The sequence below is a fragment of the Natrinema sp. LJW11 genome (assembly GCF_056135975.1).
Window position 1 is genome coordinate 181,808 of record NZ_JBWBDM010000004.1, and the last position, 15,460, is coordinate 197,267.

At 65.8% G+C, this 15,460-nt stretch carries 15 protein-coding genes; 11 read left to right on the plus strand and 4 right to left on the minus strand.

What is annotated here, in order from left to right; translation table 11 throughout:
• Positions 1 to 36 precede the first annotated feature (36 nt).
• Both AC0QDI_RS12725 and AC0QDI_RS12730 read left to right on the plus strand, forming a co-directional pair.
• Positions 37 to 1,032, plus strand: a complete 996-nt coding sequence (locus tag AC0QDI_RS12725; RefSeq protein WP_474668672.1) for an ABC transporter ATP-binding protein — start codon at positions 37 to 39, stop codon at positions 1,030 to 1,032.
• Positions 1,029 to 1,904, plus strand: coding sequence for an ABC transporter permease subunit (locus AC0QDI_RS12730; protein ID WP_474668674.1), 876 nt, complete (start codon positions 1,029 to 1,031; stop codon positions 1,902 to 1,904). The genes AC0QDI_RS12725 and AC0QDI_RS12730 overlap by 4 nt, the downstream gene beginning before the upstream one ends.
• A 181-nt stretch (positions 1,905 to 2,085) precedes the next feature.
• Here the strand turns inward: AC0QDI_RS12730 and AC0QDI_RS12735 are convergent, their stop codons facing one another.
• Entirely contained in the window at positions 2,086 to 2,841 is a 756-nt protein-coding gene (locus tag AC0QDI_RS12735; protein WP_474668676.1) for a PHP-associated domain-containing protein, read from the minus strand.
• A gap of 396 nt (positions 2,842 to 3,237) precedes the next feature.
• Between AC0QDI_RS12735 and AC0QDI_RS12740 the strand changes: the two genes are divergently transcribed.
• The 3 genes from AC0QDI_RS12740 to AC0QDI_RS12750 all read left to right on the plus strand — a co-directional run bounded on the left by AC0QDI_RS12740 (position 3,238) and on the right by AC0QDI_RS12750 (position 7,610).
• Positions 3,238 to 5,091 (plus strand): sensor histidine kinase, encoded by a 1,854-nt coding sequence (locus tag AC0QDI_RS12740; RefSeq protein WP_474668678.1) that lies wholly within the window; start codon positions 3,238 to 3,240, stop codon positions 5,089 to 5,091.
• Positions 5,092 to 6,374: 1,283 nt separating this feature from the next.
• Positions 6,375 to 7,298, plus strand: a complete 924-nt coding sequence (locus AC0QDI_RS12745; protein ID WP_474668680.1) for a DUF7551 domain-containing protein — start codon at positions 6,375 to 6,377, stop codon at positions 7,296 to 7,298.
• Between the two features lie 48 nt (positions 7,299 to 7,346).
• Positions 7,347 to 7,610, plus strand: coding sequence for a DUF7260 family protein (locus AC0QDI_RS12750; protein ID WP_474668682.1), 264 nt, complete (start codon positions 7,347 to 7,349; stop codon positions 7,608 to 7,610).
• 18 nt (positions 7,611 to 7,628) lie between these two features.
• Here the strand turns inward: AC0QDI_RS12750 and AC0QDI_RS12755 are convergent, their stop codons facing one another.
• Positions 7,629 to 8,027, minus strand: coding sequence for a hypothetical protein (locus tag AC0QDI_RS12755; protein ID WP_474668683.1), 399 nt, complete (start codon positions 8,025 to 8,027; stop codon positions 7,629 to 7,631).
• Positions 8,028 to 8,285: 258 nt separating this feature from the next.
• Between AC0QDI_RS12755 and AC0QDI_RS12760 the strand changes: the two genes are divergently transcribed.
• The gene (locus AC0QDI_RS12760) at positions 8,286 to 8,603 is read left to right on the plus strand and encodes a DUF5783 family protein (RefSeq protein WP_474668685.1); all 318 of its coding nucleotides are present in this window, start codon (positions 8,286 to 8,288) and stop codon (positions 8,601 to 8,603) included.
• Positions 8,604 to 8,685: 82 nt separating this feature from the next.
• Complete coding sequence (locus AC0QDI_RS12765; protein WP_474668687.1) at positions 8,686 to 9,048, plus strand: NifU family protein; 363 nt, start codon at positions 8,686 to 8,688, stop codon at positions 9,046 to 9,048.
• 140 nt (positions 9,049 to 9,188) lie between these two features.
• On the opposite strand, the gene AC0QDI_RS12770 is transcribed toward AC0QDI_RS12765, so the two are convergent.
• Both AC0QDI_RS12770 and AC0QDI_RS12775 read right to left on the minus strand, forming a co-directional pair.
• Entirely contained in the window at positions 9,189 to 10,097 is a 909-nt protein-coding gene (locus AC0QDI_RS12770; protein ID WP_474668689.1) for a ketopantoate reductase family protein, read from the minus strand.
• A 78-nt stretch (positions 10,098 to 10,175) separates the two neighbouring features.
• Entirely contained in the window at positions 10,176 to 10,469 is a 294-nt protein-coding gene (locus AC0QDI_RS12775; protein ID WP_474668691.1) for a DUF7130 family rubredoxin-like protein, read from the minus strand.
• A gap of 672 nt (positions 10,470 to 11,141) precedes the next feature.
• Here AC0QDI_RS12775 and AC0QDI_RS12780 point away from each other — a divergent pair.
• The 4 genes from AC0QDI_RS12780 to AC0QDI_RS12795 are packed head-to-tail and all read left to right on the plus strand — an operon-like array spanning position 11,142 to position 15,455.
• Entirely contained in the window at positions 11,142 to 11,330 is a 189-nt protein-coding gene (locus AC0QDI_RS12780) for a hypothetical protein (protein WP_474668693.1), read from the plus strand.
• Between the two features lie 10 nt (positions 11,331 to 11,340).
• Positions 11,341 to 12,288: a nickel ABC transporter permease gene (gene nikB, locus AC0QDI_RS12785; protein WP_474668695.1), complete on the plus strand. Its 948-nt coding sequence runs from the start codon at positions 11,341 to 11,343 to the stop codon at positions 12,286 to 12,288.
• Positions 12,285 to 13,220 (plus strand): nickel transporter permease, encoded by a 936-nt coding sequence (nikC, locus tag AC0QDI_RS12790; protein WP_474668697.1) that lies wholly within the window; start codon positions 12,285 to 12,287, stop codon positions 13,218 to 13,220. Before nikB ends, nikC begins: the two co-directional genes overlap by 4 nt.
• Complete coding sequence (locus tag AC0QDI_RS12795) at positions 13,221 to 15,455, plus strand: dipeptide ABC transporter ATP-binding protein (protein ID WP_474668699.1); 2,235 nt, start codon at positions 13,221 to 13,223, stop codon at positions 15,453 to 15,455.
• Positions 15,456 to 15,460: the final 5 nt, after the last annotated feature.

Sequence of the window (15,460 nt, forward strand, 5' to 3'; positions counted from 1 at the left end):
TGCATTATGTGCACCCGCCGTGTAGTAGCCACCGAGATGACCGCGATCGATACGTCAGGCTTGACGAAGGAGTACGGCGACCTCACCGCCGTCGACGACCTCGATCTCACCGTCGACGACGGCGAGGTGTTCGGCTTTCTGGGCCCGAACGGGGCGGGGAAGTCGACGACGATCAACATGCTACTGGATTTCGCGCGCCCGACGGCGGGGTCGGCGACGGTGCTGGGCTACGACGCACAGACCGAGGCCGACGAGATCAGTCCCCGCGTGGGCGTCCTCCCCGAGGGGTTCGACATCTACCCGCGCCTCTCGGGTCGGCGCCACATCGAGTTCGCCAGCAAGACGAAGGCCGCCGGCGACGATCCGGACGAAATCCTCGAGCGGGTCGGTCTCTCGGCCGAGGACGCCGGCCGGCCGGCCGGCGACTACTCGAAGGGGATGCGCCAGCGGCTCGCGACCGGCATGGCGCTGGTCGGCGACCCCGACCTGCTGATCATGGACGAGCCCTCGAGCGGGCTCGACCCCCACGGGATACGCGAGATGCAGGAACTCGTCCGCAGCGAGGCAGAACGGGGGACGACCGTCTTCTTCTCGAGTCACATCTTGGAGCACGTCGAGGCGGTCTGTGACCGGATCGGCGTGTTGAACGAGGGGGAACTCGTCGCCGTCGACACGATCGAAGGACTCCGCGACGAGATCGGCGGCGGCGCCACGATGACGCTCGCGCTCTCGGGTCCCGCCGCCGAGTTGCGAGCGGTGGCCGCCGACGTTCGAGGCCTCACCGACGTCACCGCGTCCGGGCGAACCCTCGAGTGTACGATCACCGATCCGACCGCGAAGGCCGGCGTCGTGACCGCGCTCGACGACGCGGGCGCGACGATCGAGGATCTCCGGATCGAGGAAGTCTCGCTCGAGTCGCTGTTCACGGCGCTGACGAACGGCGAGGGGAGCGAAACCGGGAACGGAGCCGATACGCGGTCCGGGACGGCCGATGAGGGTGCGCTCGAGACGAAAACGGAGGCGGCGCGATGACCTCGCACATCACCACCGTCGCCCGCAAGGAGTTCGACGACGCCGGCCGGTCGAAGCTCCTCTGGTCGCTGATCGGGCTGCTCGTCGGACTCGTCGCGATCGGCTACGTCGCGATCTGGTACACGATGGACGACGTCAGCGCGGCCGAGGTGCTCAGCTTCCTCGGCACGCCGCTGCAGGTGATCCTCCCGGTCGCGGCGCTAATCGCCGGCTACATGGCCGTCGTGGGAGAGCGCCGGTCGGGCAGCATCAAGCTCCTGCTCGGCCTGCCGCCGAACCGAACCGATATCATCTTCGGCAAGTTGCTCGGTCGAACGGGTGTCGTCGGCCTCGCCGTCGCCCTCGCGTTCCTCGTCTCGCTGATCCTCGGTGGCCTCCTCTTCGGCTCGATTCCGTTCGTCGACTGGCTGGGATTCGCCGCGGTGTCGCTGCTCTTCGGGACGACCTTCGCCGGCCTGGCCGTCGGTGTTTCCGCCGCCGTCTCCACGCGTGGGAAGGCGATGGCCATCGTCGTCGGCCTCTACATGGTGTTCATCGCATTGTGGGAACTGCTCACCGCAGGCCCCTACTACCTCCTCTACGACGAAGGGCCGCCGGTCGCGGCCGAAACGTGGTATCTCTTCCTCCAACAGCTCAATCCGATCTTCGCGTACGCGAACCTCTCGAGCGTGGTCGTCGATGGACTGGTCTATCCCTTCCAGTTCCAGTACGGGCTCCAGTCGATGGAGGCGTACGGAATGACGCCGGCCGAACGCTACCCCGGCGACGTGCCGTTCTATCTGCAGGAGTGGTTCGGCGTCGTCGTCCTGCTGTTCTGGCTGGCCGTCCCCGTCGCGATCGGCTACTACCGGTTCGGACGAACCGATCTCTGAGACGGCCTGCCGTACCGACGTCCCGGCGCACTCGTCTGCCGGGTCGCGGGTGCGCCGGAGCCGACGGAGCGGAGTCAGTCTGAGTCGTCGGGGAGGACTCGGCGCACCCTTCGCCGGCCTGAGCAGGCGCTCGGCGGGTACTACGGACGTGATACGACGGTCAAGCGGACCGTCCGTCGATTCAGGTCGATCTGTCCATCGATGCCGGCACCGTCGGCACCAGCGGCGCGCGCGAGGTGAACATGTACGCCGTCTTGCGCACCGCTCCCTTCCCGTACTGGACGGCGCTCTTGCGAATCGGCGTGCGCTTGCCGCGGATCTGGGTTCGCCCCTCGAGGATGGCCTCGATGAGTTCGTCGCCGTCGATATCCGCCTTCGTCGGGGCCGCCGTGTCGGGCGTCACGATGACCTCGGTGAAGGCTTTACCCACGTTGGGGAGGTAGTGAGCGTCGCTGGCACCGATCTGGGGATAGTCCCGGCGGCTGGCGAACGTGCGGGCCCGCCGGTTGCGGTAGCCCGTAAAGACCATCGAGTTGTAGGTCTCGATCGCGTCGGCGTCGTCGATGTGGCGTTTCCGGACGCCGTGGCGACTGCGCTGGAAGGGATGGGGAACGATCGCCACCCCGCCCAGGTCGCGGACGGTCTCGACGGTCTCCATGAACGGCTGCCCCGGATCGGGGCGCTTCTCGACGCCGATCGCCAGCAGGTGGCCGTGTCGCGTCGACACTTCGACGCCGGGGATGCCGATCAGTCCGTACTTGGGCGCGAGGTCGGCGGCGCGCCGCGATTCGTCGATCTCGTCGTGGTCGGTGATGACCACCCCGTCGAGTCCGATATCCGCGGCGTGCTCGAGAATGAGTTCGATCGGTTCGTGCCCGTCGTAGGAGTCGTCGGAGTGGACGTGAAAGTCGATCGCGAACGGAATCTGCGTGGTCATAGAGGGTTCCAGGGTCGGGGTATCGGAGTCGCTACCACCAATACCTCGTTGGCGCGCTTAAAGACTATGCTACCGGTCGCACCCGGATCGCAGTTCGCCGGTCGACACCGCTCAGAACGCAGTACACTGGGGTCGCTGACGGTAAGCGTGTACTACTTCGGGAGAACCGCCCGCAGTTACGGCCGTCTCGAGGGACGAACGCGATCGGCTCTCTCGGCGACCGTACATTCCCTCTCTCGGCGAGTACCGGCCACGGAATCGCCGTAATCGGCATATCGGCGCGTAGTGGTTCCCGCAATAGACGACTGCGAAAGCGGACGGCGAGACGAACGGTAGCTGACCTGCGGAACCGATACGTTGGTATACGCTCTCACCCTGTCACGTCACAGGGAGAATATGTACAGTTACGTGACGTTCTCGGTTCTGTTATCGGCGACCGTCGGCACGAGCGTCGCCGTCTGGTTGCTCGTCCGGAACGAGTCGGGTCGACCGGCCTTCGCGTTCGGCCTGTTCATGCTCACGATGGCGGTCTGGTCGGCCACCCACGTCGGAACGCTCATGTCGGAAACGGTGCGCTGGCAACTGCGATTCACCCAACTATCGTACGTGTGCGTCGTCTTCGCGCCGATCACCTGGCTCGTATTCTCGCTTCGATACACCGACCGAAGCGGATGGGGTTCCGGACGGCGCATCGCGTTGCTCTCAGTCGTTCCCGTTCTAACGCTCGGATTCGTCTTCACCGCACGGCATCACTCGCTGTTTTACAGTTCGATTTCGCTCACCGAGGTCGGCGGCCGGCCGTTCCTCGAGACGGAGCCCGGCCCGTGGCACGTCGTCAACGTCGCCTACTCGTATACGCTGCTACTGATCGGGACGGGGCTTCTGGTCGATGCGGCGCTCACGAACAACCGGCTCTACAGACGCCAATCCGCCGTCCTTCTGACCTGCGCGCTCACACCGTGGCTCGTCAACGGTGCCTACCACATCGGTGTCAGGCCGGTGCCCGAAATCGATCCGACGCCGCTCGCGTTCACGCTCGTCGGGATCCCGCTCGCGGCCCTCGTCTTGCGGACGGACCTGACGACGTTCGTGCCGATCGCACACGAGCGCGTGTTCCGAACGCTCGACGACCCCGTTCTCGTCATCAGCCCGGACGACCGGGTCCTCGAGGCCAACGCCAGCGCACAATCGGTCCTCGGCGCGGATCGACCGCTCGAGGGAGTGGCTGCCGAAGCCGTCCTTCCCGCCGAACTCTCCGACGGTGAACCGTTTCACCTCCCCCTCGAGGCCACCGTCTCGTGCTCGATTCCGGTCGAGGGCGAGACGCGGCGGTTTCTCGCGCAGTGTCGAGCTATCGATCCGGAGCGAGCGGCCGGCTCTCGTGGGGCTATCGTCTCGCTGACCGATGTCACCGTACAGCTGAACCAGCGGGACGCACTCGCCGCCAAGAACGACGCGCTCGAGACGCAGACGGCGAAACTGGAGCTGAAAAACGAACAGCTCGAACGGCTCGCGAGCGTCGTCTCCCACGATCTCGCGACCCCGCTGGCCACCGGCGAGAGCCTGTTGCAACTCGTTCGCGCGGACCTCGAGGGGACGGATCCGGAACTCGAGCAGTCTCTCGACGAACTCGAAACGGTCCACGACCGCCTCCGAGAGTTCTCGGCGGCGCTCCCCGAACTCGCCAGGGAGAGCACCGACGTCGAATCGCCCATCGAGTGCGACCTCGAGACCGTCGCCGAGGCCGCGTGGAGCGTCGTGGACACCCGCGATCTCACCCTCGTCGTCGAATCGACGCGCGCGGTGAGAGCCGATCCGCGTCGGCTCCAGCAGGCGTTCGAGAACCTGTTTCAGAACTGTGTAGAGCACGGTTCCGCGAGCAGTCGATCTCGGGTCGACGACGGTATCGAACGCGGTTCGACGAGCGGTCAGCGCGGGGAAGCAACGGGGAACGGCGTGACGACGGTCCGCGTCGGGACGCTCGAAGCGGACGACGCTCCCCGGGCGACCGCGAGACCGGACACCGCGAGCCCGCCGCCCGACCGAGTCGGCTTCTACGTCGAAGACGACGGACCGGGGATTCCGTTCGAGCGGCGGGAGTACGTCCTCCGTTTCGGCGTCAGTACCGGCTCCGGTTCCGGATACGGACTCGCGATCGTGCGGACGATCGTCGAAGCCCACGGCTGGTCGCTCGCAGTCGCCGATTCATCGCAGGGCGGGGCGCGGTTCGAGGTGCTCGATGTCGAGTGAACGAGCCGGGGCGGTTCGCGGAACTGTTGGTCGACCTTATCGCAGAGAGGACTGACAAGACGGAGTCGCGTACACCCGAAAACCGGCGGCGCGGCCGCCCGTTGCGTTCAGTCCGCAGCCGTACCCGCTCGAGTGATTCGATATAGCCACAAATGGTTTATCCAACGGCGAGTCGTGTGGACGCGAGGATGGGTGCAACAGGGATCGAAACGCAGCTGAGCGGCCGATTGACGCGTGATTCGTACCCGAAACCCAGTCGCGATCGGACGGACCGGTCGGTTGGGGACTCTCCCCACGGGAGTTCGTGATCGGACTCCAGAACGGCACGTTCACGGAACGACTGCCGTCCGTTGCGTGTCCAACTTCACGCTGAGATAGCTCGTCGGTTGACAGAGAGGGACGGCCACCGTCCGCGAGAGCATTCACGGAGTCGGATTTTCGACCAGATCCACGGTTCGGGTTCGAGCGCGACGGTCCAAGCGCTGATCGACTCGAGGGGAGGGATGGCCTGCGAATAGCCGAGCGGATCCGTACGAACTGGGGTACTCGGCGACGCTACCGCAGGGTCGACCGAGAGCCCGCCCGTTTCTATCATCGTACACACGCGTTCGGCGCGAGGCACGTTCGGCGGTAAACCCACAGGTAGCGGTGAAATAGCGGGTATAGCACTGAGTACTCCGATTCAGTACCATCGATCGGTCCGCGCGTTGCGGCGACGCGCTCCCGCGTAGTCGGCACAGACAGGACCGCCGTCGAGAGGTGCTACATCATACGTTCCGACCCTAATTGACGACACTCAAGGTCGACGCGGCCTGCCGGTTCGCTGCGTGGACAGCGAAGCACAGACGGTTTCGTCTCCGAGTCGCCGACTCGGAGAGGGTGAAACGGAGTACGTCCGGTTTAGATAATGGAGCTTCGATGAACGATCACGGAGTGACGAGAACGCGGCTGGCTACGGTAACCGATGAATCCCCCCACATCGACTGCGATGGGAACAAGTTCAGCGGCGGGAAGGCACCTTCTTCGCGTAGTTGCGCACCCACCCTTAAAAGGTGAATTCTATAGTGCTATATCGAATGGCGAGATTCCTCTCAAACGCCGGTCCACGGTGGCAAAAGGATGTCGAGACTCCGATGGGCTTATTGTGTTTTAGGCTAGCCTAAACAATGACGCGTCCGTCTGCGATACCGCGGAGACGAACCGTTCGACGGCGACTGCTCGGCCTCGCGCGCCGGTTCGCAAACGGAGATCCGCAGTCCCACGACGGACCAGTGGAGAAACCCATGGTCGGAACGACACTCAGAGAGATTCGCCAGCACATCGAACGACTGGCCAGTGACGACGGTACGTACTACGTCGTTTGCGCCCGCTCCGGCGAACGGCCCGTCCCGGTCGCCGGCCAGCGGTTTGCGACCCGCCCGGACGCGGCGGACGCCGCGCAGGCGACCGAACAGTATCGCGCCGCGCTCAGGCGGTACGATCCGCGACTCCCGTTTTACGACCCGATCGCCTGTCAGGCTCGAGCGGCGGATGCGAATTCCACCGCGAACGGTGATCGGCGGCGCTCGAGCCGACGGGTCGCGAACACGGGGGCGCAGTCGCAGAATGGTCGTGCGAAACCGGGCCAGGACGGATCCCCGCTGATCAGCTTCTGCCACGACGTCTCCGGTGCCGTCTTCGAGGCCCTCTCGGCCCGCGACCACGACGACGCCGAGGGCGCGATCATGGAGACGTATCTGGCCGCGGCCGAAGCGACGACCGACCGGGACACGCTCTGTCTGGTATTGCTCGAGACGATGACGTCGGAGCTCGAGCGCCACCTCGACGCGGTCGAACGAATGCGGGTACTGCAAGCGGCTGCGGCGAATCTCTCGCCGGTCGACTCGGCAGCCGATCCGGTCGCGGCGAGTCTCGAGTTCCTGGACTCGCTCTCGCTGATCCGGACGTACGGCGTTACGCGCGACTCGAGCGACGCGACCGGCGGCGACACCTGGACCGTCTCCCTGCGGGGATACGCCATCGAGTGCGGGGAGCGGCGGTTTCCGACGCTACCGATCGGGATCGACATCCTGCGTCGGACGGCAACGTCGACCGACGAACTCGGCGTGACGGACGTCACCGCGCTCGGCGACGGCGACTGGCGGTTCGTCCTGACGAACGACGAGGAGGCGACGGGTGGACTCGTCTGTGCGCGAGGTGAGCCGTGACGATCGTCGACTGGCTGCGGGCGACGGCCGACGAATCGCTCCTGCAGTGTGACTTCGACGCGTTGCGGGCGACACGAGCGGCTCGAGGCGTACCGGGAGCGACTCGAGACGAGCGTCGAACGGCGGCAATCGCAGCTTACCGAGTCGACCGATCGCTACGGCCCGGGCGGAAGCCGATACCGTTCGGTAGTCACATCGATTTATTCGAATCTCTCGGTTCGATATCCGCTGCTGTCGACCGTAGCGCGACTGTACGGCATCTGCGAGGAGTGTCAACGGGACGGTGCGCTCGCAGCTGACGCGCGCGTTTAGACGGGAAACTGCGAGGTGTTACGGCGACGCTGACGGCCGGGAGAGCCCGTCCGGGATGAGACCGGCGAGGGAGACGTTCTCGAGGACCTGTCCGACCGCAACCGGGTCGTCGGCCGCCGAGACGGTCTCGTGGATACTGCGCATGCACTCGAGCAGGCCATCGACGGCGGCTCGGCGGGTCGAGACGCGGCCGATCGATCGGCAAATCGTGCGATCCGTGAGAAAGTACCGGTAGCGAAGCTCCCAGCACCGACAGAGGCCGAGTCCCGGATGGGATCGATCGGCGAGGGTGCAATCCGCGATCAGTTCGATCGGCGGCCGGCTGTGCCGGTAAACGAACTGATCGTCACAGAGTTCCGCCAGTCCCCACCTCGGTGGCAACGCCTCGGGGGGAATGGGGTCCTTGTCAGTGACCATATTCTCGGAGTCGCCGAGAACGAGAGTGTCCGTTCCGCTTGCGCAAGCCGGCTCCTATATAGGGCACCCCTACAGTATCAGCTAGCTGGCATACGGTCTCGCTACCGGGTTCCAATGGGTCGAAGACGGCTCGAGCTACGGCCTCTCCGATGAACCAGTTCGAGCGGAGCAGTGCGCCGGAGACGGCCCCGGGGCGACGGACAGTCTCCAAAGGGGATGATCGTCCGACTTTTGTCGTCGCTTCCCCTCGGTTCGGATATGGCCGATTTCGATCCCGAGAAGTTCGAGGACAAGTACGCCAACTACTTCCCCGAGCTCCAGCAGGCGTACAAGAACGCGTTCAACCGGATGAACGACCGCTACGACTCCCAGCTCGTCCACGCGATCGACCAGCAGGTGTTGAACGAGAGCGAACCGTTCTACGAGGGCGACGGCGAGTTCCGTATCGAACTCCCCGACGATCCTCACGGGCGACTCTCCGACGTGCTCGTCGACGAGGAGCGCTTCGAGACCGTGCTCGAGGCCCACATCGAGGAGATCGAAACGGAACTGCAGCGCGTCTTCGGGTTCGCCTGATCGGGGAGAGAGCCGTCACCGACGCCGGCGGCCGAACGTGAAGGACGGAAGGTTTAGGGGGGCTGATACCCAAGGGAGTTTCATGAGCACCGAGACCCAGAACGACGGGGACGACCTCGAGGAGCGCGTGACGAACTTCCTGCGACGGAACTTCCCGCAGATTCAGATGCACGGCGGCAGCGCGGCGATTCAGGACATCGATCGCGAGAGCGGCGAAGTCAGCATCGCCCTCGGTGGCGCCTGCAGCGGCTGCGGGATCTCGCCGATGACGATTCAGGCGATCAAGAGCCGGATGGTCAAGGAAATTCCCGAGATCGAGAAGGTCAACGCCTCCACCGGTATGGACGGCGGCGAAGAAGAGATGGGCGGCATGAGTCCGTCCTTCCCCGGCGAGACCGTCGACGACGACGGTGAAGCCGACGAAGGTCCGGAAGCACCGTTCTGAGCCGTCTCCCCACGAATTCGAACTGGTATTTTGCAATTTTCGACGCGCGAGCCAGCCGACGGTCTCGGAACCGCGTCGGACTCGTTCGCACGCCGGTCGACGCCAAGGTCCGCATCGGTCGGCACGCACGACCGATGACCTCACCGAAGGTCGCGCCCGCGTTCCCACGTTCGAACCAGCGCCGTGAGCGTCCGGTTCGTCGGCACCTCGAGTCCGGTGTGGGCGGCGCGGTCGACGACGTAGCCGTTGATCGCATCGACTTCGGTGCGCCGCTCGCTCCGGATATCCTGGCGCATCGAGGACGTGTTCGCGGCCGTATCGGTCGCGACGGACTCGAGTGCGGCCAGTGCCGCGCGGTTCGACAGGTCGACATCGCGAGCGCGGGCGACCCGCGCCGTCTCGCGAGCGGCCGCCCGGGCGAGGTCGTCGGCCGGCGCCTCGAGGACGGCCCCGTTGTCGACGTCCGCCAGCGCCGTGACGGGGTTAATCCCGGCGTTGACGGCGAGCTTCTCCCATAGACGACGGGGCATGTCCTCGGCGACGGTCGTCTCGAGACCGGCCGCGGCGACGGCCTCGCCGACCCGGTCCGCGAGCGCGGAGGTCCCGCCGGTTCGAGCGCCCAGAACGACGTCGCCACGGCCCGTGCACTCGACGACGCCCGGCTCCCGCAGGATCGCGCCGTATGTCGCCGTGCCGGCGAGGACCGGGACCTCGAGTCGCGACGCGAGCGTCGCTTCGTTTCCCACGCCGTTTTGCAGCGAGAGTATCGCGTCGACGGTGCCCGTCGCGAGCGTTTCGGCGGCTGATTCGGTGTCGAAGGATTTGACAGTCACGACGACGAGATCGGCCTCGAGGCCGGCCCCGTCGGTCGTCACGGTGGGGAAGACGCGGGAGGGACCGCCGTCTATCTCCCCCTCGAGCCACAGTCCCGCCTCACGGACGGCGCGAGCGTGCTCTTCGCGCGCGACGAGAGTCACGTCGTGCTCGCGTGCGAGCAGCCCGCCGACGAGGCTGCCGAGGCTGCCGGCCCCGAAGACGACGATTTCCATGACTCGAGGTGGAACGAGCGGGGTGAAAACGGTTATCGTCCGATGATCGGCCGCGGCTCGCGGTTCCGGAAGCCGCGCTCAGTCCTCCGTCCAGTAGTACAGGTCCTCGCGGTCTGCCCCGCAGTTCGGGCATTCGTCGGGAACGTCGCGATCGAGTCGCCCCAGTTCGCCACACTCCCAGCAGCGCCACATGAGCTCGGCTTCGCCGAATTTCTGGCCCGAGCGGACGTGTTCGACGCTCAGTCCCTCGATCCCCTCTCGAAGCGTGATGTAGGCTCCGTTCTCGTCGACCCCGCGAATTCGACCGATTTCCGTCCCGTCTTCGGTGTAGACCGTCGTTCCGAACCCCAGTCGTGGTCGTTCTTTCGCCATGCTAAGTACCCACACACCCATACGCCGCGAGTGGTGATAAATCCCCATATGCTATATAGAATGGGGCGAGTCTGCTACATCTAGAGTTTCGGAGGATGAGGGAGTTTTAGATTCGTTTTATCCTGATCGCCGATATCATTCACCAGTAAGGAACAATTTTGAACGTCTAGAGGCGTGTTGGAGCGACAAATATGAGAAAAGGATCGGATTATGACGCTGCTGAATAGCGTTTCCACTCCTGTACAGCTAACTCAGCGAGAGCGCAGCCGATCAGTCAGGCGGAATCAACGCCGAGGCGATTAGTTCTACACACTCTCCGGCAGTCGAGATCGGTGCGTAGTCCACCCCTCCGTCAACACCAGCTTTCAGCGGAAAGTCGGTGAGCCGCCAGATATCGTATAAGAGCACGGCGACCGAGAAACGAGTCCCCGAGCGGTGTCACTCTGGGGAGCTATCATTGAGAGATTCGGTTCGAATCGTACTGTTAGCGATGCTCAATGGCAGCGAGTTGCCTATTTGAAGCTGTTGAATGGGTTCGATGGCCGTGTGGGTCTCAGTCATTCGGCAGGTACAGTCCGAGAGCGGGTCCAGCGAGTCCGTCATTTATTCTCGGATGTCCCGTCAGGAAACACAACATATACAACCTAGGTTTCACTAAGTAAATTCAAATTGATGTCGACACACACCGATCCCGAATCCCCGTGTGCACCGCGCTCCGTCGAGACGCCCGAAACGAGTCGGCTGCGAGCGATCTCGCACAACCGATCGAGCGGTCGCGGAGCGGCGACAGCCGATCGACGTCAGTTCCGCCCCTCGAGTCCCGAACGGTCCGGCGATTCCAACGGTGGTGAAGACGGCTGACGGCGCTGCCATGATACGAACGCTCCTCGCTCGACTCGGTTCACTGACGGCCGTCATGACGTTCGTGTCGCTGATCACGTACGGGTTCGTCATCCTCACGCCTGGCGATCCGGCCCGTACGATCCTGCGAGAGCAGCGACGGAGCCCGCCGTCGGAGCGCGAAGTCGAGGCCTTTCGGGCCGAACACGGGCTCGACGAACCGTTCGTTACCCAGTATCTCTCGTGGCTCGGCGACGCCCTCCGCGGTGATCTCGGGACGTCGTACTACCGGTCCGAACCCGTCACGTCGCTGTTGCTCGAGTACCTGCCGAACACGCTCGAACTCGCGCTGGCGGCGATCGCCGTCTCGTTGCTGCTTGCCGTCCCGACGGGCGTTTTGAGCGCCGTCTACCAGGGCACCTGGATCGACCGTACCAGCCAATGCGCCGCGCTCATCGGTGTCTCGATGCCGAACTTCTGGCTCGGGTACGTGCTGATCCTCGTGTGTTCGCTCTGGCTCGGGCTGACGCCGGTCTCCGGCGTCGGCACGCTCGGCCATCTCGTACTCCCCGCGATCACCCTCGGCACCGGCATGGCCGCGATACTCACTCGCCTCGTCCGCGCGTCGATGCTCGACGTTCTCGAGGCCGACTACGTCGCGACCGCGCGCTCGAAGGGGGTCCGCGAGCGTCTCGTCGTCTCCAAGCACGCGCTGCGAAACGCGTTGGTCCCCGTCGTGACGATGGTCGGCCTCCAGTTCGGCTTCGTGCTCAACGGGGCCGTCGTGGTCGAGGTCGTCTTCCAGCGACCCGGCCTCGGCACGCTGCTGGTCGACTCCGTCTTCGCACGCGATTACCCGATCGTTCAGGGAATCGTACTCGTGACCGCCTTCGCCTTCGTCGTGACGAATCACCTCGTCGACCTCGCGTACGTCGCGCTCGACCCGCGGATCGAACGCGGACGGGGTGAGCGGCGATGAGCGACCGCGAGAGCGGACACGCCGACTCGAGTCACCACTTGCGGACGATCCTCGAGTACAGTCGCCGACTGTTCCGCCGTCGGTTCGTTTCCGGCCGCGGACTCCGGACGAACGCGCAACTCCGCCTCGGCGGCGGGGTCGTCTGCCTGCTGGCGCTCGCCGCGCTCGTCGGACCGGTGTTCTCGCCGTACGATCCGACCACTCAGGCTCTCGGCGCTCGCCTCGAGGGGCCGTCGCTCGCCCACCCGCTGGGAACCGACGCGCTCGGTCGAGACGTCGCGACTCGACTCGTCTACGGGGCGCGGATCTCGCTCGGACTGGCGGTCGTCGCGACGCTCCTCCGGCTCACCGTCGGAACGACGATCGGGTTGCTCGCGGCGACAGGGAGCCGACTGGTCGACGCCGCCCTGATGCGGTTGGCCGACGCCCAACTCGCGTTTCCGGGACTCGTCCTGGCCCTCGTGATCGCCGGCGTGCTCGGGCCGAGCCTGACGAACGTCGTCATCGCGCTCTCGGTCGTCGGCTGGGCGACGTACGCGCGAGTCGTTCGAGGAAGCGCCCTCGCCGTCACAAACCGCCCGTACGTCGAGTTGGCCCGGCTCTACGGCACGCCGCGGCGACGGATCGTCACTCGACACCTGCTGCCAAACATCGCCGGTCCCGTCGTCGTCCTCGCGACGCTTAACCTCGGGACCGTCGTCCTCGCGGCCGCGGGGCTGTCTTTCCTCGGTCTCGGCGCACAGCCGCCGACGGCGGAGTGGGGAACGATGATCGCCGACGGCCGAAACTACCTGCGGTCGGCTCCGTGGCTTATCACCGCCCCGGGCGTCGCGATCGCGCTGACCGTCGTCGGCTTCAACGTTCTCGGCGACGGTCTGCGAGACGTCTTGGATCCGGATCACATAGACGACGGCGAACGGAGGCGAACCTGAGTGACGGGATCGCTCGAGGTCGAGAATCTCCGCGTGCGCTTCAGAACGGAGTCGGAGCCGGTCCACGCGGTCAACGGCGCGTCGTTCCGGATCGAGTCGGGCGAGATCGTCGGCCTCGTCGGCGAGAGCGGCTGTGGCAAGTCCGTCACCGCGAGATCGATCGTCCGGCTCGAGGATCCGGGCGAGATCGTCGGCGGGAGCGTCCGGTACGACGGGCGGGAACTGACGACCGCCGACGACCGGACGTTGCGACGGCTCCGTGGCCGAGAGCTCGCGATGGTGTTTCAGGACCCGTCGACGACGCTCAATCCCGTCTACACCGTCGGCGAGCAGATCGCCGAAGCCCGTCGAGTCCACCGCGATCCGGACCGCCAGCCGTTTTTCAGGGAGCTCGCACTCGGCGCGAGTTCGCGGTTGCGATCGCGGGCGCGACGCGGGGAGGTTCTGGATCTGATGGAGACGGTCGGTATCCCCCAGCCGGAGGCGCGAATCGACGCCTACCCCCACCAGTTCAGCGGCGGGATGCGCCAGCGGGCGATGCTCGCGATCGCACTCGCCAGACGGCCGTCGATGTTGATCGCAGACGAGCCGACGACCGCACTGGACACGACGACTCAGGCGGCGATCCTCGAGCGGCTCGCCGAACTCAACGACGAGCGCGACATGTGCGTGTTGCTGATCAGCCACGATCTGGCCGTCGTCTCGGCGGTGTGCGACCGGATCGTCGTCATGTACGACGGCGTAGTCGTCGAGCAGGGGCCGGCCGACCGGATCCGTTCGAACCCGGCTCATCCCTACACGAAAGCGCTGGTGGGCTGTCTCCCCCGTCGGTCGGAGCCGCAGTCACGGCTACCGACGGTGGCTGGGACGCCATCCGGTGGCTCCCCGCCGTCTACGGGCTGTGTGTTCGCCGATCGCTGTCCGTCGGCGACGCCCGACTGTCACACCGCAGCCCAGCCGATCGTCTCGGTCGGCGACGACCACACGGCCCGGTGTGGCATTCCCGCCGCCCGCGAACGTTCGCTCGAGTCGGTGATGGGCGCGACAGAGCGAGCCTCGACGGACGACGAACCGATGGCCGTCGACGGTGGAGCGGACACGACCGCTCACACGACGAACGACGCCGCGGGCACCGCGACGACCGACCGACCGATCGTCTCCCTCGAAGCCGTCGATAAGTCGTTCCGACGGTCGGATGCGCTCGTGGATCGACTCCTCGGGAACGACGACCGCGTCCCGGCCGTCGACGGCGTCTCCCTCGAGCTTCGACCCGGGGAGACCCTCGGCCTCGTCGGCGAGAGCGGCTGTGGCAAGTCGACGCTCGCGCGAGTAATCGCCGGCCTCGAGGAACCCACTGCGGGGACGGTCCGTCTCCGGGATCGTTCCGTCGGGGAAATAGAGACGCGAACGGGCGACCAACTGTCCGAAATCGGCGTCGTCTTCCAGAACCCCGGCGCGAGCCTCAATCCGAAACGGACGGTTCGCGAGTCGATCGCCGAGCCGTTGCTCGAGGCCGGCTGGGACTCGAATCGCCGCGAGGACCGCATCGACGACCTGTGCTCGCTCGTCGGGCTCTCACTCGCATCCGCCGACCGGTACCCACACCAGCTATCGGGCGGCCAGCGCCAGCGGGTCGCGCTCGCTCGGGCGCTGGCGCTCGAGCCGTCCGTACTCGTTCTGGACGAACCGACGGCCGGCCTCGACGTCTCGACGCAGGCGACGATTTGCAACCTGCTCGCCGACCTGCAGGCCGACCTCGGCCTCGCGTACCTGTTCGTCTCCCACGACCTCGACGTCGTTCGCCACGTTGCGGACCGGGTTGCGGTGATGTACCTCGGGAAACTCGTCGAGGTCGGCCCCGCGGATCGGACGCTGTCGACGCCGACGCATCCGTACACGCAAACGCTGCTCGACTCGTCACCGGCCGAGCGGTTCGACACCGATCGGACCGAGATCGCGGATCGAGACGCCCTCGCCGGCGAACCGCCGAGCCCGACCGACCCGCCGTCGGGCTGTGTCTTTCACCCGCGCTGTCCCGTCGCCACGGACGAGTGTGCCCGTCGCGAACCGGCACTCGAGTCCGTGGGCGAAACACACTCGCGGTGTCTGTACGCCGACGAATTCGCGGACGCGGGGGAGACGGGGGTCGAGGGGACTGTGGAGACCGAAGCCGACGGGTCCGAGTCCGACGGCCGCGACGAATCGACCGATCGACTGACCGACTCACGACGCTGATCGAA